This is a genomic window from Cellvibrio sp. GW822-FHT04B05 (assembly GCF_058800985.1).
In genome coordinates, this window is record NZ_JBXAMU010000005.1 from 84549 (window position 1) to 105084 (window position 20536).

18 protein-coding genes and 1 tRNA gene are annotated in these 20536 nt (G+C 47.1%); 7 read left to right on the forward strand and 12 right to left on the reverse strand.

Annotation, left to right across the window (positions count from 1 at the left end; genetic code table 11):
- Positions 1–113: 113 nt before the first annotated feature.
- From AC1RJL_RS16175 to AC1RJL_RS16195, 5 genes are all read left to right on the forward strand, one after another.
- Positions 114–665, forward strand: a complete 552-nt coding sequence (locus AC1RJL_RS16175) for an NUDIX domain-containing protein (protein ID WP_492915881.1) — start codon at positions 114–116, stop codon at positions 663–665.
- 61 nt (positions 666–726) lie between these two features.
- A complete protein-coding gene (locus tag AC1RJL_RS16180) occupies positions 727–1011 on the forward strand; it encodes a hypothetical protein (protein WP_492915883.1) in 285 nt (94 codons plus the stop codon).
- 389 nt (positions 1012–1400) lie between these two features.
- Complete coding sequence (locus AC1RJL_RS16185) at positions 1401–2120, forward strand: hypothetical protein (protein WP_492915885.1); 720 nt, start codon at positions 1401–1403, stop codon at positions 2118–2120.
- A gap of 23 nt (positions 2121–2143) precedes the next feature.
- Positions 2144–7057 carry an RHS repeat domain-containing protein gene (locus tag AC1RJL_RS16190; RefSeq protein ID WP_492915887.1) on the forward strand — a complete coding sequence of 1638 codons (4914 nt, stop codon included), beginning with the start codon at positions 2144–2146 and terminating at the stop codon, positions 7055–7057.
- Between the two features lie 13 nt (positions 7058–7070).
- On the forward strand, positions 7071–7502 hold the full coding sequence (locus tag AC1RJL_RS16195) for a hypothetical protein (RefSeq protein ID WP_492915889.1): 432 nt from the start codon (positions 7071–7073) through the stop codon (positions 7500–7502).
- An 85-nt stretch (positions 7503–7587) separates the two neighbouring features.
- Here AC1RJL_RS16195 and AC1RJL_RS16200 read toward each other — a convergent pair whose 3' ends face one another.
- Positions 7588–7770 (reverse strand): SymE family type I addiction module toxin, encoded by a 183-nt coding sequence (locus AC1RJL_RS16200; RefSeq protein WP_492916596.1) that lies wholly within the window; start codon positions 7768–7770, stop codon positions 7588–7590.
- A gap of 189 nt (positions 7771–7959) precedes the next feature.
- Here AC1RJL_RS16200 and AC1RJL_RS16205 point away from each other — a divergent pair, with 189 nt between their 5' ends.
- Together AC1RJL_RS16205 and AC1RJL_RS16210 are read left to right on the forward strand one after the other, a co-directional pair.
- Complete coding sequence (locus AC1RJL_RS16205; RefSeq protein WP_492915891.1) at positions 7960–8484, forward strand: hypothetical protein; 525 nt, start codon at positions 7960–7962, stop codon at positions 8482–8484.
- A 92-nt stretch (positions 8485–8576) separates the two neighbouring features.
- The gene (locus AC1RJL_RS16210; protein ID WP_492915893.1) at positions 8577–8966 is read left to right on the forward strand and encodes a hypothetical protein; all 390 of its coding nucleotides are present in this window, start codon (positions 8577–8579) and stop codon (positions 8964–8966) included.
- Between the two features lie 98 nt (positions 8967–9064).
- Here AC1RJL_RS16210 and AC1RJL_RS16215 read toward each other — a convergent pair whose 3' ends face one another.
- The 11 genes from AC1RJL_RS16215 to AC1RJL_RS16265 form a co-directional block, all read right to left on the reverse strand.
- Positions 9065–9175 (reverse strand): SymE family type I addiction module toxin, encoded by a 111-nt coding sequence (locus AC1RJL_RS16215; RefSeq protein ID WP_492915895.1) that lies wholly within the window; start codon positions 9173–9175, stop codon positions 9065–9067.
- A gap of 297 nt (positions 9176–9472) precedes the next feature.
- Positions 9473–10165, reverse strand: coding sequence for a hypothetical protein (locus AC1RJL_RS16220; RefSeq protein ID WP_492915896.1), 693 nt, complete (start codon positions 10163–10165; stop codon positions 9473–9475).
- 99 nt (positions 10166–10264) lie between these two features.
- The gene (locus AC1RJL_RS16225) at positions 10265–11677 is read right to left on the reverse strand and encodes an alkaline phosphatase (RefSeq protein ID WP_492915898.1); all 1413 of its coding nucleotides are present in this window, start codon (positions 11675–11677) and stop codon (positions 10265–10267) included.
- A gap of 25 nt (positions 11678–11702) precedes the next feature.
- Positions 11703–13280: an alkaline phosphatase gene (locus tag AC1RJL_RS16230; RefSeq protein WP_492915900.1), complete on the reverse strand. Its 1578-nt coding sequence runs from the start codon at positions 13278–13280 to the stop codon at positions 11703–11705.
- A gap of 481 nt (positions 13281–13761) precedes the next feature.
- Positions 13762–13837 (reverse strand) — tRNA-Arg (locus AC1RJL_RS16235).
- 270 nt (positions 13838–14107) lie between these two features.
- Positions 14108–14272, reverse strand: coding sequence for a hypothetical protein (locus AC1RJL_RS16240; protein WP_492915901.1), 165 nt, complete (start codon positions 14270–14272; stop codon positions 14108–14110).
- 34 nt (positions 14273–14306) lie between these two features.
- Entirely contained in the window at positions 14307–14966 is a 660-nt protein-coding gene (locus tag AC1RJL_RS16245) for a cytochrome b/b6 domain-containing protein (protein ID WP_492915903.1), read from the reverse strand.
- Positions 14967–14972: 6 nt separating this feature from the next.
- Positions 14973–15440 carry a c-type cytochrome gene (locus tag AC1RJL_RS16250; RefSeq protein WP_492915905.1) on the reverse strand — a complete coding sequence of 156 codons (468 nt, stop codon included), beginning with the start codon at positions 15438–15440 and terminating at the stop codon, positions 14973–14975.
- Complete coding sequence (locus AC1RJL_RS16255) at positions 15437–16774, reverse strand: ankyrin repeat domain-containing protein (protein WP_492915907.1); 1338 nt, start codon at positions 16772–16774, stop codon at positions 15437–15439. Before AC1RJL_RS16255 ends, AC1RJL_RS16250 begins: the two co-directional genes overlap by 4 nt.
- Positions 16775–16796: 22 nt before the next feature.
- The gene (locus AC1RJL_RS16260; RefSeq protein WP_492915909.1) at positions 16797–18152 is read right to left on the reverse strand and encodes a DUF1552 domain-containing protein; all 1356 of its coding nucleotides are present in this window, start codon (positions 18150–18152) and stop codon (positions 16797–16799) included.
- Positions 18124–20475 carry a DUF1592 domain-containing protein gene (locus AC1RJL_RS16265; RefSeq protein WP_492915911.1) on the reverse strand — a complete coding sequence of 784 codons (2352 nt, stop codon included), beginning with the start codon at positions 20473–20475 and terminating at the stop codon, positions 18124–18126. Before AC1RJL_RS16265 ends, AC1RJL_RS16260 begins: the two co-directional genes overlap by 29 nt.
- Positions 20476–20536: the final 61 nt, after the last annotated feature.

The following is a 20536-nucleotide window of genomic DNA, read 5'->3' on the forward strand; positions in this document are numbered from 1 at the left end:
GCGAACGGAGTCGAACTAAATTTCTTATTATGCGGACAATTCATTGCAGCAGGGTGGAACCGGGTCTGGTATTACCGCATAATTTCATTCCAACATCAGGAAGGAAAAAGCCCATGAAAGAAATAGAAACGCTGGAAAGTAAATCGGTATACAAAAACAAATGGATGAGTGTACGCGAGGATAAAATTAAAAGAGCTAGCGGTGCAGAAGGTATTTTCGGGGTTGTTGATAAGCCGGACTTCGTGGTTATTTTGCCAATCCATGAAGGACATATTTATATCGTTGAACAATACCGCTATCCGGTAGAAAAAAGATTCTGGGAATTGCCGCAAGGAGCATGGGAGGATAACAAGGATGCCGATCATCTCCTCGTCGCCGCAGGAGAGTTAAAAGAAGAGACCGGTTTGGTTGCAAATCGCATGGCCTATCTTGGTCATCAATTCCTTGCTTACGGATATTCAAGCCAGGGGTATCATATGTATCTTGCTACTGAACTTGAATTGAGTTCGACCCAGCTGGATACAGAGGAAGAGGGGCTTATCTCTAAAAGAGTGAGCATTGAAGAGTTCGAAAATATGATTCTGTCAGGAATGATAAAAGATGCAACGACGGTTAACACTTACGGCATCGCAAAACTGAAAGGCTTAATAAAAGACATCGAATAAAAAGATTGACCAGGCATATAGCTTAAATATTATTTTCTTCCAATCCTTACAGGAATCTCACATGAATTTGGAAAAATCGAAAAAGCGCATCGCGAAAAGGGCAAAGATGGGCTTTCAGGGATATCCCCACATTTCGTTAACCTACTTCGGTAAAACTACCAGTCATGCCGATGAAGTGGTGGTCGAGTTTTTGTTGGAAGAGGGGGCTGAAATCCAGCAAGAAAGATTTTCAAGCAAAATCGATGCACGAGAAGATGAAGTCATTCAATCTGTCCTGGTAAAAATGATTGAGCGCTCAGAGGCAAAAACAGTTTCGCAAGCTGACGGTGTTTCTATTCAGGTGTAAAAATCATTTATTGCGGTACCGCATTAGTGCGTCTTCGTGCAGATTGTTTCTGTAGTGAACGATTCCACCAACAAATTTCATCACGCAATTGCGCGTCGTTATTGCGGATATTCGTAGCTTGGTTGTGTTAAGTCTCTCCATGAAGTACGGGATCATGAAGCTAACTGGACAGGCATACTACCGGACCAAATCGCACCAGCCCACCCACAAGGTAGTTCAGCCAACCGCCATAAGCCTGTCTCTTGGATTTTCGTCTGAGCTACTTTTTTCAAAGCTGTTACCAATAGTAATCATTATCGTGTGGCTAGAGTGTTGTAATTGACGCCACGAAGAAAATCTTGTTTTATTCATCCTCGAAATCGAGTCAGTTAATTTATGGAGTTAATGGATTGAATAAAATGAAACGAAGTTCCATAGGAAAGTTTGTAGCGCAATTCAAATTGACGATTATCTTATTTATCTTTTTTTCTGTTGGCGCCAATGCCCTGTCTGTATCTATCCCCAGTACAAGTGTTACAGGAAACTATCTCATAAGTTGGACAGGCGGACGTACAACTGTCCAGCTATTTGAACAGCAAGGCAGTAGCTATGTATCAAGAGGCACTTTTACAGGGGCTAGTGGATCTTTTAATGTATCAGGCAAGGCGCCGGATACTTACAAATATTATTTGCTGGATTGCCTGGTGAATTATGGCGGCAGCAGTTGTACATCTTCTCCAATTTACAGTGTGGTTGTGACCGCTGGCGGAATGACCAATGTTGCTTCACTGACATATCCATCCACTGATAAAGACGGTGACTTTATCGTCTTATGGTCAGCTGTGACCGGCGCAACCCGTTACGACGTGCAACAGCGCACGGGCACCGGTGCATGGTTAGACGTTCTTTCCGGAGCTGCCCGGGAATACTCCGTGTTAGTCAATCCTGGTACATACAGCTTTCGTGTTAGAGCATGCGATACATCCACATGTTCTGGCTGGACTGAAGGTGCTTCGATGTCCGTTACGGGCAGGACTACACCCACTCATTCTCGTATTGTCTATATCCATACTGATGCATTGGGCTCGCCTGCTGCGGAAACCAACGAACAAGGGAATGAAAACGAATGAGTTTTTTAAGGAAATTAAAACAAATGTCCAAATATCTATTCATCACGATTATTTATTTATTCACAGCTTCCCCTTCATTCGCTTTGGTGGCACCGAAGGAGCTTTCTCATGTATTTGATGTGGTTGATCCTCAGATATCCGATCAATATAAATATATGTATAAGGATGTAGCAACCGGGGAAGTGTTTAATCCCGCCGACGGTAGCATCAATTTTTCGGTAACCGATATTGCCGTTCCGGGAAATTTTGATATCCCCGTTGAACTAACGCGCTGGATTCCCAACATGGATCAGCGTACTAATGGATTATTGATGTGGCAGTGGAATATACCCATGATCAGTGCGGGTTACATGGGTGTTAACACTCCACAAATGGGCGGAGGTGTAACAGTCAGCCAGGGCACAGGCGGGTGGCAAGGAGGAAAAAATTGTAGTGGCAGTATCAGTAGCCAGCCTGTTGTTGCACATAATTCGCACCTCACATATGCCGTTCAATCCATCGTTTACTGGAAGGGAAAAACGTTACACATTCCAGGAAAAACAACCGAAGCATTTCTGGAAAACCCGCAACAGGGGCTGCCTGCAAAACAAGTGACAAAGTCCAATTTTATTGTCACGTCCTGCATACAGAATCAAAACGGAGAGGAAGGATTTGTTGTAAAAGGCCCTGATGGTACGCAATATACCTTCAATCATTTTTTAACATACGATACTCATCGTTGGGCTCCCAATGACTGGACTCCGCTCAGGGTCTACTCGAAATCAATACTGGTCACGGAGATAAGGGACAGATTCGGCAATACAGTGACGTACAATTACAACAGTAATAAATATTTGGAAAGCATCACCGCATCCGACGGCAGGGCGATCAGTATTGTCTATGAGTCGTTTAATGATAACGGACACACCAATTCGCGCCCCAAATATGCCTATTCAAATGGCCGGCAATGGGAGTATCAATACAACAGTGGCGCTAATTTTGGGAGAAATCTCTCTCAAGTCATTTTGCCGGATGGCTCAAAATGGAAATACCAAGGCTTTGAGGTTTTTACAACAATCAATCATCCAAGCAAAGAATATTTATATGGAAATCTTATGCCGGCTTACGGTGCGGTATGGGGCAGTTCTGCCGGAGGATGCGGAATAAATCCCAATGAAAACCGAACGTATTCAATGTCGGTTACTTCTCCCGAGGGATTGACGACCAGTTACACATTGGCACCCACGTATTTTGGCAGGTCTGCTGTTAAACCGAAGATCAAACCCCATCCAGGAAGCGCTCAATATCAGAGTATCATTTATTTAGCAGAAAACCTTGCATGCTCCGTGACTATTGCATTGCAGCAAAAGGTCATTTCAGGATTAATGGTCAATGAAACATGGAGCTATTCTTACTCAGACAATCTCGGCACCTATGATACAGCGGGTGAGCCGCACGCGAGCCAGATGGCCTACCAAACCGGAACAACGACGATTAATCCTGAGGGTGGCCTTCCTTCATCTTTAACCGGTGCAGCCAACTATCGCACGGTTACCATTACCGGTCCTGATAATAAAATAGTGAATTTTGTTGATCGGAAATTCCAATCACCCACCGAAGGTATGGTGGTCGCGCAAGATATTTTCGATCTGTCAGGCAACCTATTCGAACGCAAACAATTTTCTTACAGCCAGGCGAATTTTGTCGGTCATTATTGGTGGACAACCGGGGATCGTGCGAGTGAGGAAACAGCGTTAAATGCAAATCAAATGCAGTATCGCATTAATAAAAGTGTCGACAGAACTGATCGGTATCGTTCAGGTGGTGTTGATACTTTTTATACTAATTACCTCAATTTCGATAGCTATGGAAATACTCTTAAAATAAGCGAAAACAATAACTTTTCTACTGACACAAAATTCACATTACTCGGTTACATCAATGACAGTGCACGCAATATTATCGGAGTGCCGAAATCTGAAAGTATCAGCGCCAGTGATTCATCCTACACCACTGTGGCAGAGATTGTTTATTACGACGAACTCGGCGGCAATATCAGTTATGTCGGTTGGTACTTGCCGTATGAATTTAAAAAATACGGCCAGTGGCAGCAACGCTATACCGCGTTCCATACAGCCGCTACCCAACCAACCGCACTGGGTCAAATAGCCAGGATGGAAGTCGCTGACCCGTTGAAAATCAATATGAATGGAGACTTATCTTTTTGGAATCGTTTTCAAAATTTCAGCAGTTACCATCGAGGAATACCGCAGACGATAACGATGAGCAATCGTTACAACACGGACGGTTTGCTGACATTCTCAAAAACAGTGGACGGAAACGGCTGGGTTTCAAGCATTACGGATTTCAATAACACCACAGTTCATTACGGTTATGACGCAGTAGGTCGCTTGACCAGTGTTGATCGACCGGGAGCATGGTTGGACCATTTTATTCAATGGACAGCTGACACAAATGGTGCATTGACGAGAGCAGCCTATGTGTGCCGTTTAAACGCCTACAGAAACAATTGTGAATCAACACCGTTAAGCAAAACATCGGACCAATATGACGCGAGGCTCAGAATTTATGACTCCCGGCAACTGGATTACGCGACCAATAAAACGCGATATCAGCGCTGGAGTTTTAATTCCTCCCATCAACCGACATTGACGTCTTATCCTGCCTATTCTGCTGGCGAAACTGCCGGCGTTACTATGGAATACAATCCATTGGGTGAGGTTACCAGAGCTATTGATAATGGCCCCTGGACCCTGACGTATTATTTAAATGGCAATCGGGTGAAACATGTCGGCTTTGACTCACAGTCCACCACTACAACCTATCGGGCCTACGGCAGCCCCAGCCACAGTGTGGCGACGAGAGTTGAACTGCCTGAATCGATTACCCGAGTGACTGGTATCAATATCTTTGGTGACGTGACATCAATCATTGAATCTGGTCCCAACAAATCCCTGACGGAATATCGCGCGTACGATGCGCTGCATAATCTCTGTAAAATCAGTCGCAGCGATAATGGCATCAGCGTATACAACTACGATTACATGGGAAAAGTGCTGAGCTATGCGAAAGGAGTAACCCATGGAAGCGGCGGTTCAAACACAAACTGTATTAGTTCAGCTGGGCCGACCACGTTAATTCATAACCGATACGATAACGTTGGCGAATTGACGAGCGTAGACTATCCAGACGCGTCACCCGATTTATATTACGTGCGAGATAATTCCGGCAATATTGTAACGTTAACCGCGGGCAGCGCAGTTCAACAGTATAGTTATGATATTTTCAATAAACTCACCAGTGAAACCCTGACCGTTCCAGGCAAAGCATTTTCTTTACATTACAAATACAATGACGCAGGTCAACTTGAGCGCATTACGTATCCCAACGGAATTGCTATCAACCAAAATCCAAATGGCTTCGGAGAAGCGCAAGCCTTATCCCGACTGTCTGACGGAAAACTCTATGCATCATCAATTAATTATTACGCTAACGGCAGTATTGATTCATTTTCCTATGGCAATGGCCTGAATCACAAAACCGTACTGGATTATCGTAAGCGCCCCCAAACCATTACAGATTCCCGCACCGGTTTTACTGCGTTAAGTTACACCTATAACCGCGACAATAGCGGCCGGGCCGCCAGTATTATTGATAATCGCAACTATGCTTACAGCATCACCAACATCACCTATGACGGCGTGGGAAGGTTGCGTCAAACTATCGGTAACTATGGTATCGGCAACAGCCAGATGGCTTACGATGATATTGGCAATATCACTTCCTACGTGAGTAAAGATGCCGCTCTCAGTTACAACTACAATACCACCACGCAGCGTCTGGACAGTGTTGCCGGTACGGGAGCAAAAGCTAAAAATTATTCGTTCCAATATGATGCGCAAGGAAATGTTACCAATAACGGCACCCGTACATTTACCTACAACCTTGCCGGGCAACTGACGAATAGCGGAAGCTACAGTTATCAATACGATGGTTATAACCGCCGGGTTAAACAAAGTGACGCGCATGGCACCAGCTATAGTTTGTATAACAAAGCCGGCCAGCTTATGTACCGGGAAACGGCCAGCGGCGGCATCAACTATTATTACCTCGGCAAACGTTTGGTTGCGCAGGAAGGTGTAGTAGAAAGTCGGGCAAGACAGCATTACAAACCTTATGGCAGTTCGCTGGAAGGAGAGAAAGAGGATGTGGGTTATACCGGGCATAAGTTTGATCAGGATTTAGGGCTGGTGTATATGCAGGCGCGTTATTACGATCCAATCATTGGGCGTTTTATGAGTCCTGATCCGATTGGATCGGCGGATCAGATGAATGTGTATGCGTATGTAAGTAATAATCCGATAAACAAAACCGATCCAACGGGAATGGCACAATGCGGAAAATCCCTAAGCGGAGAGAATTGTGAAAAAGCGTTAAATGATTCGGACGCTGCGCGGGACAATGCCAAAACTGCAGCAGAAGGATTGAAGGGGGTTGCTGGCAGAATGAAGGACGGCAAATTAACAGATGCGGATAGTGCAGCGCTCAAAGTAGTTGAACAACGCTTTGGTAAAAATTTTACTACTGAGAAGGGCTTAGGGAAATTAGCTAAAGGTCTTGAGGGGGCTGCCAATAAAATTGGTGCTCGTGGTGAAGGGGTTGTTTTAAGGCAGGGCAGTACGTCAACTACAACAACTAGAACTGCTGTTGTAATTCCGTTTACAAATAGCATTTATTTAAACAATTATTATTTTGATGGTGGTTTTTCTAATAGGTATCGAGAAAGAACTATGTTGCATGAAGCAGTTCATGTTAATAATAAATTTGGTGATGATTATATAAGGAACGGAGTTAATGATCGCCATGGGCAGGACAGTGCTTTTAGCAATGCAGATACTTATGCTTGTGCGGCTTATCCAGATACCTGTGGCTTCTAAATTGGGATGCGTTATGAAAAAAATATTATTGCTTATTGTCGTTTTATTTTCGAACCAATCATTTGCATGTAGCTGTGGTGGACCTGACATTTTGCGTATGGATAAGGGAGCTGAATTAGTAGTTCTTGCAAAGTTAAAAGCAAAGAGAAATTTTTATTCGTTTACTAACAATAAATATATCTTTGATGCAGTTAAAACTTTCAAAGGCATAAATACAGATTCTTCTATTGATGTTTGGACACCAAAATTTGAAATGTCCTGCGGTCTGCAACCTGATTATGGCAAGTTGTATATTCTTTTTGTGTACCGCGAAGATAATAAGTTAAGGGTGGATCATTGTTCGTCTTGGCCTCTTACAAAGAGTTATTTTGATTACACCCATAAATTCAATGAATTTTATAAATTAACTGACTCAGAAGCGCTTAAGCCAGATTCAAAAGAGTAGGTTTAGAGGAAATTTATTATTTATTTAAAACCCCGGTCAGTCCTCTGCCCGGGGTTTTGTTTTTATGAACGTTTGAATTTGTTCGTCACTCCGCCGTCAACACCAAACACCCCTGCATCACCCGAATCGTCATCGGCGAATCAATATTGAATCCCGCCTGCTCCAGCCAATGGCCTTTCAGTTGCAACCAGGGCACGGTGGCCTGTGGCGGGTACTGTGTCTTGCAGTGGTAGTCGTAAGTGATGCATCCGGTCTTGATCCTGCGAATGTGACAGGATGGTCGCCTTTATGCTCTGCCTGAATCTGTTAATGAAAAGACGTTCCTGATGGGCCAAAACCGCCTTGGGGTCTGTGTGCAAAAATCAGGGGATTCTGCTAGGTTGTGCCTCGCTGTAAGCCGTGCCGTTGTTGGGCTGTGAGGCATTATCGGTACGATATCCGCGCAGGCGGATGTTATGTGGGGAATGATCCGGTTAATAAAACTGATCCAACTGGAATGGTTATCGAGGTAATTGCCAGCACTGAAAACATGATTGAATATGATAATGCTATTGAGTATTTAAGTGCTGATGCAGGTTTTAGTTCCGATTATGCTCAACTACAGTCATCAGAAGAAACTTATAAAATTTATGTTAAGGAAGGCAATCCTACTGTATACAATTCAGACACCAGAAATACTGGTTGGGACCCAAAAGAGGAAATGAAAACAAAAGAAGGAACGCAGTCGCCAGCAATGGGGTTGCGTCATGAGCTAGATCACGCTGCTCAACATGATAGAACAGGAAAAGCATCAAAGCGTAATGCTGACGGAACGCCAAATAAAAAATCGAGGAAAGAAGAAAATAGAGCCACACAGAATGAAACTCGAACGGCAAGAGCTTTAGGTGAACCAACAAGAAGAACCTATAATGAAGTTACTGCCGTGAAGGTTCCTGACTCTAAATATTCTTGCAAAAATGCAAAAAATATCGTGTGCAACTAAGAAGGTAAATTATGAATATTTGTCTACGATGGATTATATTTCTTTCTACACTCCTAATAAGCTTTTTCGCATTTAGTGAGGATAATAGTAACTTGCAAAAAAATGCGGGTGGCCGCATATCAATTGTTTTTACGGATACAAATGTATATCGAAGGACTCTTGATTCAGCGCCTGCTATTGGTAGTGGTATGGAGGATTATTCTATACAAATGGGTTGTATGGGGCGAAGTGACTGTCTAGCAAAGATAAAGTCGATATATGGTCTCGTATCAGCAAAGGGGCGCATCGTGAGCTCATGTAAAAAACCAATTTATGCTCGCATAACTATTAGTCCAGATTCGATTGCTTATGGAGAAGAAAATCAAATTGATGTGTACGATATTGATCACACAGGAAAATGCGTAAATCACTTAGGCTCATCTTATAAGATTGAAAAATCAGTTTTCGAAATTTTAAATACTAAAGCAATTTTTAAATGGTAGATGGAAATTGTAGCAAGATAATCTCGATAAATTTTCTACAACCTTAAACATTGTTTTCAACCCCGGTCACCTCTCTGGCCGGGGTTTTGTTTTTTATGTCACTCCGCCGTCAACACCAAATACCCTTGCATCACCCGGATCGTCACCGGCGAATCAATATTAAATCCTGCCTGTTCCAGCCAATGCTCTTTCAGTTGCAACCAGGGCACTGATGATTATTAACGTTCTCAAAAGTAGTAGATGGAAAAGGTGTTTCTATTCAGGTGTAAAAATCATTTATTGCGGACCGGATAAGATGGCGCTTTAAAACTGCACAGCGATGAATGACCATGCGAATTAATATTCCTGTTAGACGAACGAAGAAGATCAACTCAATCATGTTGAATACTAATGGTATTGCCATCAACGAACTACTATCATAAAAGTAGAAATAAATTAAAAAGCAGAGTAAAGAAAAAGCCGTAGTAGTTTTTGCGACGGCTTTTTCTTTCTGCAGCGAGAAGGAATTAATCCAATAGATCGGAATAATCGCGTGAAAGGTAATTACCAAGCTGCGTCCAGGGTAAGGTTTTTGGGCCTGTGATTTCGCTTGCTTTAATGGTGCGTCCGGATAAACCTTGTGAGTCTTTGGCGGTAATGGATTGCGCGTATTGTCCTTTAGGATTCCATACCAGTGTTATCTGCTGATTGCCGCGTTGCATTTGGTATGTTTCCAAACCGTTTTCACTCACTTTTGCCGGTGTGAGTTTTTTTAAGGTTTCCGGGTCGGCCAGGCTCCAGGTTTCTACCCAGTGCCCATCAAACCCAACATTGTTGTAATAGGCTTCCGCTATTTCGATCAGGCGTTTTTCGTGGTGATCTACCAGTTTTACATCCAGTTTGCCTTGGGTATCGCGTGCAATCCACAACGGGGCGCCGGTTACATCGGCATGTTTGTGACCTAGTCCGCCGTGATGGTGGTCATCGTGCGAGCGCTTGGCGGCTGCGGGTACTTCGCGTTCGATCCAGAGGGAATTGGGTTGGCGATAGAGTAATTCGGAATAGGACATTTCCTGGCGTATACCATCTTTGCCGAGTTTCCATTGGTGATATTCCACGCGCAACGCATCGGCGGGTGCAGCCCATACGTGGTTTGTAACCATAATCAAAGGCAGTAATACAATACTGCGCAGCAGTAAACTAAAACCTGTTTTCTTCATTTTTTTGAACCTGCGTTAAAACAATATCTGCAAAGATAAAATCTGCGTTAAAACAAAAAAGGTGGCCACGATGTGCCACCTTTGTCAGCAGAGGGAAATTTACAAACCCATCGCTTTTTTGATCAAGCCATGTATGTCGGTGTTGTCCAGCGTACCTTTGAACAACTGGCCACCAGCACCACCGGCAGTCAGACGAACATCGCCACCGCCGTGAGTTTCTGAGCCAGGACTGCCCAGTTTCACGCCCACTTCCTGAAGGTAATCGTCTGCCATTACGTCGGCTTCAAGCAGTTCAGTGCGGGTTGCTTCACGTGGACCACCACCATTACCGAACACCAGAGTGGTGAAAGGTTTGCCTTGTTTATCTTTGGAGGTATTGCCAGTGACATAGTCGCGCATCAGGCCGAGAATCGGGTTACCAATTTTGGAGTAACCATTGAAGGCCATTACGTGGTCGTGGTCGGCGGTAACGATGATCAGGGTATTGTTCAGATCAACCGATTCAACGGCTAATTTAATTGCAGCGTCAAATGCGAGGGTATCTTCCAGCGCACGCTTGGCATTGGTGCCGTGCAATGCGTGATCGATACGGCCGCCTTCTACCATCAGGAAATAACCGTTTTGGTTGCGCGACAGAACTTGAATCGCAGCCTTGGTCATATCGGCCAGGCTTGGTTCATTAATGCTGCTTTTCACGCGATCCAAATCGTAGTTCAGGTCGCTGGCATTAAACAGACCGAGCAATTTATTGGTGCTGGCCAGATTAATCGCGCTCAACTCGGTGCCAGTGCTGACGTATGTGTAACCAGCGGTTTTCATTTCTTCAACCAGGTTACGGTTATCGGTGCGTTGACCACCGCTAACAGTAGTTGGTAAAAAGTGACGGCGACCGCCTCCAAGCACAACATCCATACCATCGGTGCCCAGCTTGGTGTTGTAACCAGCACCGTTAGGAACCATTTGTGCAGCGATGGTATTTTCGGCATTGCGATTACAGACGTGGGCATAAGTAGTAGCTGGTGTAGCGTGAGTGATACGAGTTGTACTCACGATACCGGTGCCGTAGTTTTTAGCCTTCAAGGTCTCCAGCAAAGTTTCTACTGCTTGACCATTGCCAGTGGCGGGGCAAGTGCTATTGCCATTGGTTTGGTAGGCATTGCCTGACGCATCGTTCGGATTGGTGTCCGGCGTCATGGAAATAACTTCGTTTTTGGATTTTTGACCGGTGATGTAGCTCGCCATACCGGGCGCGCTGTCAGTGGTTTGTGCATCTTCCGAGTAGGTTTTGACACGCGCTGCGTAACCCAGTTGTTCCATTGCCAACTTGTGGGTTTCAGGTACTGCCAGTCCGGCTTTTTCACCCGCGTAAATACGCGCAGCTGTTTGGGTTACCGGGCCCATACCATCGCCCAGAAAGAAAATAATGTTTTTTGCTTCAGCAGCGGTAACGATGTTAGCGCTCATAGCGGCAGCACAACTTAAAATGGCGCCACTTAAAAAAGATCGTTTCATAGCATTCTCCTACTTAAGGGGCGGGTTATTCCAGGTTGATGGCTTGTTTGATCAGACCGAAGACTTCGACGTTATCGATCACACCGTGGAAGTTTTCTGCGCCTAACCCTTTTGCACCCAGGAATACATCGCCACCGCCGTGGGTTTCGCTGTCTAACTGGATAACCGCTTCTTGCAGATAGTCTTTACCGCTGGTGGTAGTTTCATCCAGCGCAATGCGAGTAGTCGGACGGTTAGGGCCGTTACCGAAGGCGAGAATGGTATAAGGGTTGCCATTTACATCAGTAGTCGGTTGGCCTTTGCTTGGGCCATTGGCATAGCTTTTTACCAAACCCAATACACCGGCATGGGTATCGGTAGTTTTGCCTGTGCGCTCGGCATAACCGTTAATCACCAGCGTATGGTCATGGTCGGCAGTGACAACTACCAACGTGTTTTTCAAGCCTGGATCTACAGCTTCCATTTTTTCCAATGCCAGTTTGATGGCATTGTCAAACGCGATACCGTCAGTCAAGGCGCGTTTGGCGTTACTGGCGTGCAGTGCGTGATCGATACGGCCACCTTCTACCATCAGGAAGAAGCCTTTATCGCGTTGGGTCAGGATGTCGATCGCTTTACCGGTCATTTCTGACAGGCTTGGCTCCGCTTGCGGATTGCGGTCCAACTCGTAGCTCATGTCACTGCTATGAAAAAGGCCGAGCAGTTTGTTGGTGCTGCTGGCAGCCGCCAGTAATTCAGCGGTGTTAGTCACGTATTGGTAGCCAGCGGTTTTCATTTCCTCAATCAGATTACGGCTGTCAGTGCGACGACCACCGCTAACGGTGCTCGGTAGAAAGTGACGCCAGCCACCACCAAGCACTACATCGATACCATTGCCTAGCGCAGCGTTAAATTCTGTGCCGCCAGGAACCATTTGCGCAGCAATGGTGTTTTCGCCGTTGCGGTTACACACATGGGAATAGGTCGTTGCCGGAGTAGCGTGAGTGATACGGGTAGTGCTCACTACACCAGTGGCATAGCCCTTGGCTTTCATCAGCTCCAGCAGGGTTGGAACGGCCTGGCCATTGCCAGCTTCACAAGTGCTGTTGCCACTGGCATCAACGAATTGTGAACCGTCCGGACGATAGGCATTAGTGCCAGTCGACATGGAAATAACTTCATTTTTCATTTTGACGCCGGTCATATAGGCCGCCATAGAAGGGGCGCTGTCCGTCACCTGGCCGTCTTCAGAATAGGTGCGAACGAATGCGGACTCAGGCAGGGTATCGATAGTGATACTGCCAGCCTCACCCACCTCGTAAATACGCATCGCGGTCAAAGTGGTGATGCCCATACCATCGCCGAGGAAGAACAATACGTTCTTTTTCGCTACCGGCGCTGCACTACTACTACTGGAACTTGGAACACTGCTAGAAGTGGGCGTGCTGCTGGATGCTGGAGTACTACTGGCAGTTGGAGTGCTGCTAGATGTTGGAGTACTGCTTGCAGCAGGAACGTTGCTGGAACTGCTACTGGATCTGCTTGAGCTGTTTTTGTTGTCGTCGCCACCACAACCAGTCAAGGCTATGGCCAGCGTCAGTCCTGTCACTGTTAATCGTTTCATGAGGGAATCCTGTTTCTTGGGTTTTTGCTCCCGGCTTCAAAGGGGAAGCCGAACAAGATCGCTAGTATCAGACGCGATTGTTACGATTAGATTAATTTCAACCAACTACTGATCTAAATTGATTTACGGCAGAAAATATCGAAAACTGTTATGCAATAACATAATTGAATGATTTTTATCATGGAAATAATTTGTGAATGTAAATAGCAATGAAAAACCAGTGCTTTTCTCGTGAGGAATCTTGATGGAAAAAGCCGCAGAAAAAATACAAATAAAAGAACTTTATTCTTGGATGATTTTTGTAACCTTAACTTGAGCGTGAAGTTGGCAAATAAGCCAGAACATTTTAATTTGGAATTGGGACCTTCTTGAAAGTTAGATGTAATTTGCGAGGGGGGAAAACGAATATTTTTCGATGAGAGCAGCGGAATATTCGCACTATATTTATTATTTTTTGCGATCTGTACGAATATTAATCTAATGGCGTCTCCGCCGGGGTTCGAACCCGGATTGCACGCTTAGGAGGCATGCGTTCTATCCAATTAAACTACAGAGACACTGGGCATTGTAAAGCCGCACGTAAAAAACCGGCGGGTGCGGATTATTTACATAAGTTCGTGCCTATGCAAGTGCGTAACTGCAAAAATATACTCTAAGGCTGTTTTAAAACGCTAATAAACGATTCCAGGCGTATTCTGCCAATAAGCGAGTCCAATGGGCACCCGGCCATGCAGGATGCAGGCCGTGAATATCGGGCGAGGAAATGACAGCTGGATGTTCTCAGTTAGTCGGATGAACAAAATAACAGTCGGCACTACCATCGGGTGTTATACCGAGACGTATGATTTGCTCACGCCAAGCGCATTGGTGCTGATGGGCAAATATATCGCCAGGCTAATGCCGACCATTCCGGCTACAAATTGACATCGATTAAGTTGTTCAGGTGTTTGCGCGTAGAGTCCATTATCTTCTGCTGTCAATTCATCGCACATGGTTCAATCCTTATTCTTATTACGGGAAACGTAATTAAGCAATCAGCCAGATTATAGCAGTGGAAATTGCGATGCCGATTGCAAGGTGCAAAATACTGCCGGATTTAATCGGAGTAGCAATTTCAGCTTTACCGTGCAACATTGCTGCAGTTAAATTTTGGCGACGCCATAAAAGATAATAGAGTATCGCTGCAATGTGAAACGCGATAAAACCCAATAGCACATTGAATGTCACCTCATGCCAACCCGTTATCATGCGGCTGGTTTTAAAGCTGAGGTAATCTGCAAAAGGGCCACCGTCGAAGCCATCAATATCAATGGCAAATAAACCCAACACGATTTGCAGTAATAACAACAATAGCAATGCTAGCGCGCTGTAACCACCAATAGGATTATGCCCGGTGGATACAGGAGAATTGCGTTGCGTAATATTTTTTAAGTAGCGCCACGCCACAGCAGGTTTTTGTAAGAAATAACTGAAGCGCGCGCTGTTACTGCCGAAAAAGCCCCAATAAAAACGAAAAATTACTATCGCCAGCAGCGCGTAAGCGCAGTAGCTGTGATAGACAATTTCATGATTTTCAGCTGTCCACCAACAGGCGATAACCAATAACACAGTTGACCAGTGGCAAATGCGCACCGGCAAATCCCACAGCAAATTTTTTTTAGCAACATCAGTAACAGACTCACTCATGGACACTTAATCCACGCGGAAGCTGTCATGGCAGGACGAGCAATTATCGCGGATAACGCCGAGTTTTTTCTGTAAGGCAGAAGTGTCTGCACTTTTTGCGAGTGGCACCAGCGCTTTGCTTTCCAGGATTAATTCTTTACTGATTGCATCAAATTTTGGTTTGTTCTCCCAGATGTAATCGCGCGCATCGGTTTTTAAACCGGATGAGGGGCCAGTGCCAGCCGGAAACCATGTGGGAACTTTATCGGCCAGTTGTGATAGTTGTTCTGCGGCTGCAGTTATAGATACTGCATTAGGCTTGCCACTTTTGAGTTGATCGCGCAGGGTTTTCATTGCTGCGCCCATCTCTTTAAAGCCTTGTTGGCGCGCATCGATCACATCTTGTTGTGCACTTGCCGGGAGTTGCAGCAGCAACAAGCTGCTTAACAATAATGCACGGGTTGAAATTAATTTTTTGCCGGGTCTGCGGATCATAATTTTACCTCTGACGATAAGTGGAAGGCCTTGGCAAATTCAGCCTTGGCTTTGAAATCTTCACGCTTGGCGATATCCAGTGGCGTTTGGCCTTTGCTGTCAGCAAGGTTGATATTCGCTCCATGGTTGGCGAGCACATCAAACATGGCAGCGATTTGCTCAATCGTGAACGGCATGTAAAAACTGTAATCCAATAAAACATGCAGCGCCGTTTTGCCGCTGTTATTGGTGATGTTGATATCGGGTGTAAATGACAACGCGAGCGATAACGCCTCTGCATTACTGCTCACTGCCGCTAACACCAACGTAGTGCCGTCATCCGCACGAAAATTCACGTTCGCACCGCCTGCAACCAGCGCGCGCATAATATCGGTCGCGCCGAGTTCTGCCGCTAATAGCAAAGGTGATTTAGGATAGGTGACATAGGGACGGCTGGTGAAATTCACCTCGTAACGCCAGACCACCGCAGAAGTGCCGGTTAATGAATTGGGATTTGCGCCTTGTGCGAGCAGCGTCTCCACCAATGGCAGTTGTTTGTTGCGCACGGCGGCGTGGAGCAATTGGTTGCCGTTGTGATCATAAGCACTGAGATCAACCCCGCGTTTTATCAGTGCCTCGGCTACCGAAAATTGCTTTTGGTAAATCGCCATTTGAACCGCGCTGGTGCCATCGGGTGCGACATAACCTGCATCAGCGCCTGCATTGAGCAACAATATCGGCGCTTGCGGATTTCCGCTGGTGAGCGCAAAAAATAGCGGAGTGAAACCTTTCGGCGTAACGCGATTGATATCGGCGCTTTTGTCGAGCAATAGCTGCATCGTATCCAATTGACCTTTGGCTGCTGCCCACATCAATGGGGTTTGGCCTGTCTTATCGGCAGTATCGACTTTGGCGCCCATCTCAAGCAAACGTTTTACGATGGCTGTGCTGGAATATCCTGCACACAACGCCAGGGGAGAAATACCGGTGTTGGTTGTGCGATTAACGTCAGCATTGGCATCCAGAAGTGCAGTGACAATCGCCGGTTCGCCGCGCTGGCAGGCAACAATCAATGGGCTGAAATTTTGCGACTGCTTTCTATCAACATCGGGCTTTGCACCTTTATCCAACAGCAATTTTACCAATGCGGGATTTTGGCTTTCCGCCGCCCATGCCAGTGGCAAGGAACCATCCGGGCGCTGCGTATTTAATTTCGCTCCGGCCTTTAATGCATGGGAAACTTTAGCGGTATTGCCTGCATTGATCGCACGCATCAATGCGTCATCTGCCGGTGCTGCGACGGCCATCATCGACATTAACAAGACGGCCGAGGCCATGATTGGGAGTAACTTCATAAGGTCCGGTTCACCTTCTCGACTATGCGTACAGGGCTGTTAACGGCCCATTACTATCGCCAAAGCTTTCAGCAGGTACACCCATTTCATGCATCAGCGACAGCATTAAATTCGCCATGGGTGTGTGTTTGCGTTCGACAATATGGCGATTGCCGCGCAGGCCACCACCGGCAACTAATGTGGGTAAATTCATATTGTCGTGATCATTTGGTTCGCCCAGACTCGCGCCGCCCATCACCAGGGTAGAGTCGAGCAAGCTGCGTTCACCGTCGGCCGTTGCGCTTAAGCGGTCGAGCAGATAACCAAACTGCGCTATGTGATATTGATTAATTTTTACCAGTTTTTCGATTTTCACTTCATCACCGCCGTGATGGCTAAGGCTGTGATGTGCATCGGGCACATCAATTTCGGTATAGGCACGATTACTCAATTCGCGCCCTAGCATGAAAGTGCTCACGCGGGTCATATCACTTTGCAGCGCCAGCACTTGCAGGTCGATCATAATGCGTACGTGCTCTTCAAATGATTGCGGAATTCCGGCGGGCAACACCAATTGGCTGGTGTCCACTTCGCTGGTTTGTTGACTGGCCTTTTGGATACGCAATTCAACGGTGCGAATTGAATCGAGGTATTCTTCTAGTTTGCGGCGGTCATTCATGCCCAGGCGCGGTGATAAACGCGAGGCATCTTCCAGCACAAAATCGAGAATGCTGGCTTTGGTGGCGAGCTGTGCTTTGCGGCTTTTTTCATCGAGCGCGCGGGTATCGCCAAACAGGCGTTCGAACACATCACCCGGTTTTACCGCCACCGGCAAAGGTGCGGTGGCGTTGCGCCAGGACAAGGTATTGGTATAGGTGCAGCTGTAACCGACATCGCAACTGCCGAGCAAGCTGGGTGGTTCGATGCCCAATTCAAGTGAGGCCAGTTGAGTGTGTTGGCCGATGTGATTGGCAATCACCTGATCCATCGAGATGCCACACAAAATATCGGCACCCTCGGTGCGTTTTGGGTGGGCACCGGTGAGGTAAGCGCCGCAACTGCGGCCGTGGCTGCCGGGGCCATCGCCCAACGCATTCGCGTTGTAATGGGCAAGGCCGGAGATAACAGCGAATTTATCGCGATGGCGAGCGATAGGTTCCAGAATCGGCGTCAACTCGTAATTGCTGCCAGCAAGTGCGGGAGTGAACTTCGGCATACGCAGGCCGTTAGGAATGTAAAATACGCTCAATTTTTTCGGGCGATTTTCCATCGCCGTAGTCGCCATCGCCGATGGAATCAGCGATTCCATTACTGGCAAAGTGATAGCGGCACCGAGACCTCGCAGCAAGGTTCTGCGGGATAGATGCATATCACGGAAGGGCAGCGGTGGTTTTTTCATGTTGTGGCACCATTCTGTAGTTGAAAGGTTCGCTGGTTAAAATCCCCAAAATAATGTCGTGCATGGGGTAATTGTTTGCTTTTGCTGCGCGGATAATCTGGCGCACTTTCGGCTGATCGTTTGCTTCCAAGCCGCGCCCCAAGGCGTAAATCATCAAGCGTTCGGTGAAGGCAGCGGCAAATTGGTCGCGGCTTTCCATCAGCACATCCTGCAAGCCGTATAAACCTTCAAATTTGCGGCCATTCGGCATAGCGGTAGTTACGTCGATAGGGCGACCGGCATCCAGTGCGCGCAAGCGACCGATTGCATCGTATTTCTCCAGTGATAAACCAATCGGGTCCATGCGCACATGGCAGGAATGGCAAGCCGGATCTTTGCTGTGCTGCGCCAATTGTTCGCGCGCGTTCAACACTTTTCCGTTAGAGGATTGCGCTTTCAGTGCAGGGACATCCGGCGGCGCTGGCGGTGGAGGCGCAGCTAATAAATTGGCAAGTACCCACTGGCCGCGGCGAACGACCGAGGTATGGTTGGCATAGGAGGTGACGGTGAGGACACTGGCTTGGCCGAGCAAGCCACCGCGCATGGAATCGGGCGCGAGCGCAACGCGACGCAACTCCGGGCCGGTTATGCCGGTGATGCCGTAATGTTCGGCCAAGCGTTCGTTCAGGAAGGTGTAATCGCTTTTGATAAAGTCGAGGATGCTGGCGTTGTTGCGCACAATCGATGAAAAAAACAATTCACTTTCGCGCTTCATTGCATCGCGCAAAGGCACATCGAATTCGGGAAATTCTTTTACGTCAGGGCGATGGAATTCCAGGTTGCGCAAGTACAGCCATTGACCGGCAAAGTTTTGTTCGAGCGCAAGCGCGCGGTCATCAGCCAGCATGCGCGCAACTTGCTGGTGTAACACATCCGGCTTGCGTAATTTTTCATCTTCGGCCAGCTGCAACAATTCTTCATCCGGCAAGCTGCTCCATAAAAAGAGTGCGAGACGGGAGGCGTATTCCAGGTCGCTAATGCGATGTACAAAACCGGGCGCGGCATCTTGCGGGTCGCTCTCGTACAAAAATAAAAAGCTCGGCGAAACCAAAATTGCCTGCACTGCAGCGGCTATGCCTTGCGCAAAACCTGCGGCGTCTTTTGTCTGGTTATACACTTTCATCAAGCGGGTAATATCGCTCTCGTTTACCGGGCGACGATAGGCTTGTCGCGCGAGCGAGCTGATAATTTTTTCCGCACAATATTTTTCATTGAATGGCCAGAATCCGGGGGTACAACTAAAGATTTTTTTGCGGCTCGCAGTATCGCCGGGGCCGGTTACGTCGTAAGGACCGGCGACATTAATCTCCAATACATCGCGCGGAAAATTTTGCTGCGCATAGCGCGGTGACATGAAATAGGAAGGCACTTGCGCATTGCCAACGCGCGCGCCATCTACCACAAAATCCAATGTCAGTGATGTTGGCGGCGCGGTGGGTAGTGGCACCTCCTCGGTGGTATTGCGCAGGATTTGCACGCGCTCATCCAACGCAAGCTCTTTGCGGAAGGACAGGCCGATTGCGTGGGAACCGGCAGTGAGCGGCACGCGCAGGCTTACACGATTTTCTTCGAGGCGATCAACTTCATTGTTGGTGTTGGAGTTGAGGTAACCGCTGATTTCGTACACACCATCGTGCGGCGCATAGTAATTGAATACACCGCCACCACGGGAATCCAGCGGCAAATTATTGCTCATGCGTTCGTCGTAAGAGGGCACGCCCTGGTTGAGTATGGAGCCGTCTTTGGGGAGCGGATAAGTGGTGGTGTAAGGTTGATCGGAACCCAACCCCACAGCGAGGCGGCTCACTTTGCCGGCGACCGCAAGATAGCGGTCCATCAACACCGGGGATACTGAAAGTACATCGGCGATATTGTCGAAACCGTAGCCCGAATCATCGGCAGGTAGCGCATCACTGAGATCGAGATTCATATCCAGCAAGTCGCGCACCGCGTTGCTGTATTCGTTGCGATTCAACCGGCGCAAAGTGGCGCGGCCAGGATTAGGATTGGCAACGGCATATTGATCAAGCGAGCCTTGCAGCCAATCGATAAAACCAGTCAATTCTTCATGGCTGGGCTGCGGCCGACTTGTTGGTGGCATTTCGCCGCGCTGTGTCACGCGCAGCACGCTTTCCCAATCAGTTAAATTCATTCCTTGGGCAACATCGTCCATGCTGACATCAGACAGGGTCCAATTGCCCGCCATGCGTTCGTCGTTGTGGCAGCGGGCGCAATGTTTTTCGAGGAACTCTTCTGCTTTACTCGAGGGATTGGCTAATGTCATGCTCCCCATCATGCAGGCAAGTGAAAACAGCAGGGCACGCGTTGGGTGAATCTGGCTCGGT

Coding starts and splice junctions, on each gene's coding strand:
- AC1RJL_RS16225 (WP_492915898.1), bottom strand. CDS start 11,677: ATGAAACGATCTTTTTTAAGTGGCGCCATTTTAAGTTGTGCTGCCGCT.
- AC1RJL_RS16250 (WP_492915905.1), bottom strand. CDS start 15,440: ATGATCCGCAGACCCGGCAAAAAATTAATTTCAACCCGTGCATTATTG.
- AC1RJL_RS16265 (WP_492915911.1), bottom strand. CDS start 20,475: ATGACATTAGCCAATCCCTCGAGTAAAGCAGAAGAGTTCCTCGAAAAA.
- AC1RJL_RS16220 (WP_492915896.1), bottom strand. CDS start 10,165: ATGAAGAAAACAGGTTTTAGTTTACTGCTGCGCAGTATTGTATTACTG.
- AC1RJL_RS16175 (WP_492915881.1), top strand. CDS start 114: ATGAAAGAAATAGAAACGCTGGAAAGTAAATCGGTATACAAAAACAAA.
- AC1RJL_RS16230 (WP_492915900.1), bottom strand. CDS start 13,280: ATGAAACGATTAACAGTGACAGGACTGACGCTGGCCATAGCCTTGACT.
- AC1RJL_RS16240 (WP_492915901.1), bottom strand. CDS start 14,272: ATGTGCGATGAATTGACAGCAGAAGATAATGGACTCTACGCGCAAACA.
- AC1RJL_RS16195 (WP_492915889.1), top strand. CDS start 7,071: ATGAAAAAAATATTATTGCTTATTGTCGTTTTATTTTCGAACCAATCA.
- AC1RJL_RS16180 (WP_492915883.1), top strand. CDS start 727: ATGAATTTGGAAAAATCGAAAAAGCGCATCGCGAAAAGGGCAAAGATG.
- AC1RJL_RS16260 (WP_492915909.1), bottom strand. CDS start 18,152: ATGAAAAAACCACCGCTGCCCTTCCGTGATATGCATCTATCCCGCAGA.
- AC1RJL_RS16190 (WP_492915887.1), top strand. CDS start 2,144: ATGTCCAAATATCTATTCATCACGATTATTTATTTATTCACAGCTTCC.
- AC1RJL_RS16245 (WP_492915903.1), bottom strand. CDS start 14,966: ATGAGTGAGTCTGTTACTGATGTTGCTAAAAAAAATTTGCTGTGGGAT.
- AC1RJL_RS16255 (WP_492915907.1), bottom strand. CDS start 16,774: ATGAAGTTACTCCCAATCATGGCCTCGGCCGTCTTGTTAATGTCGATG.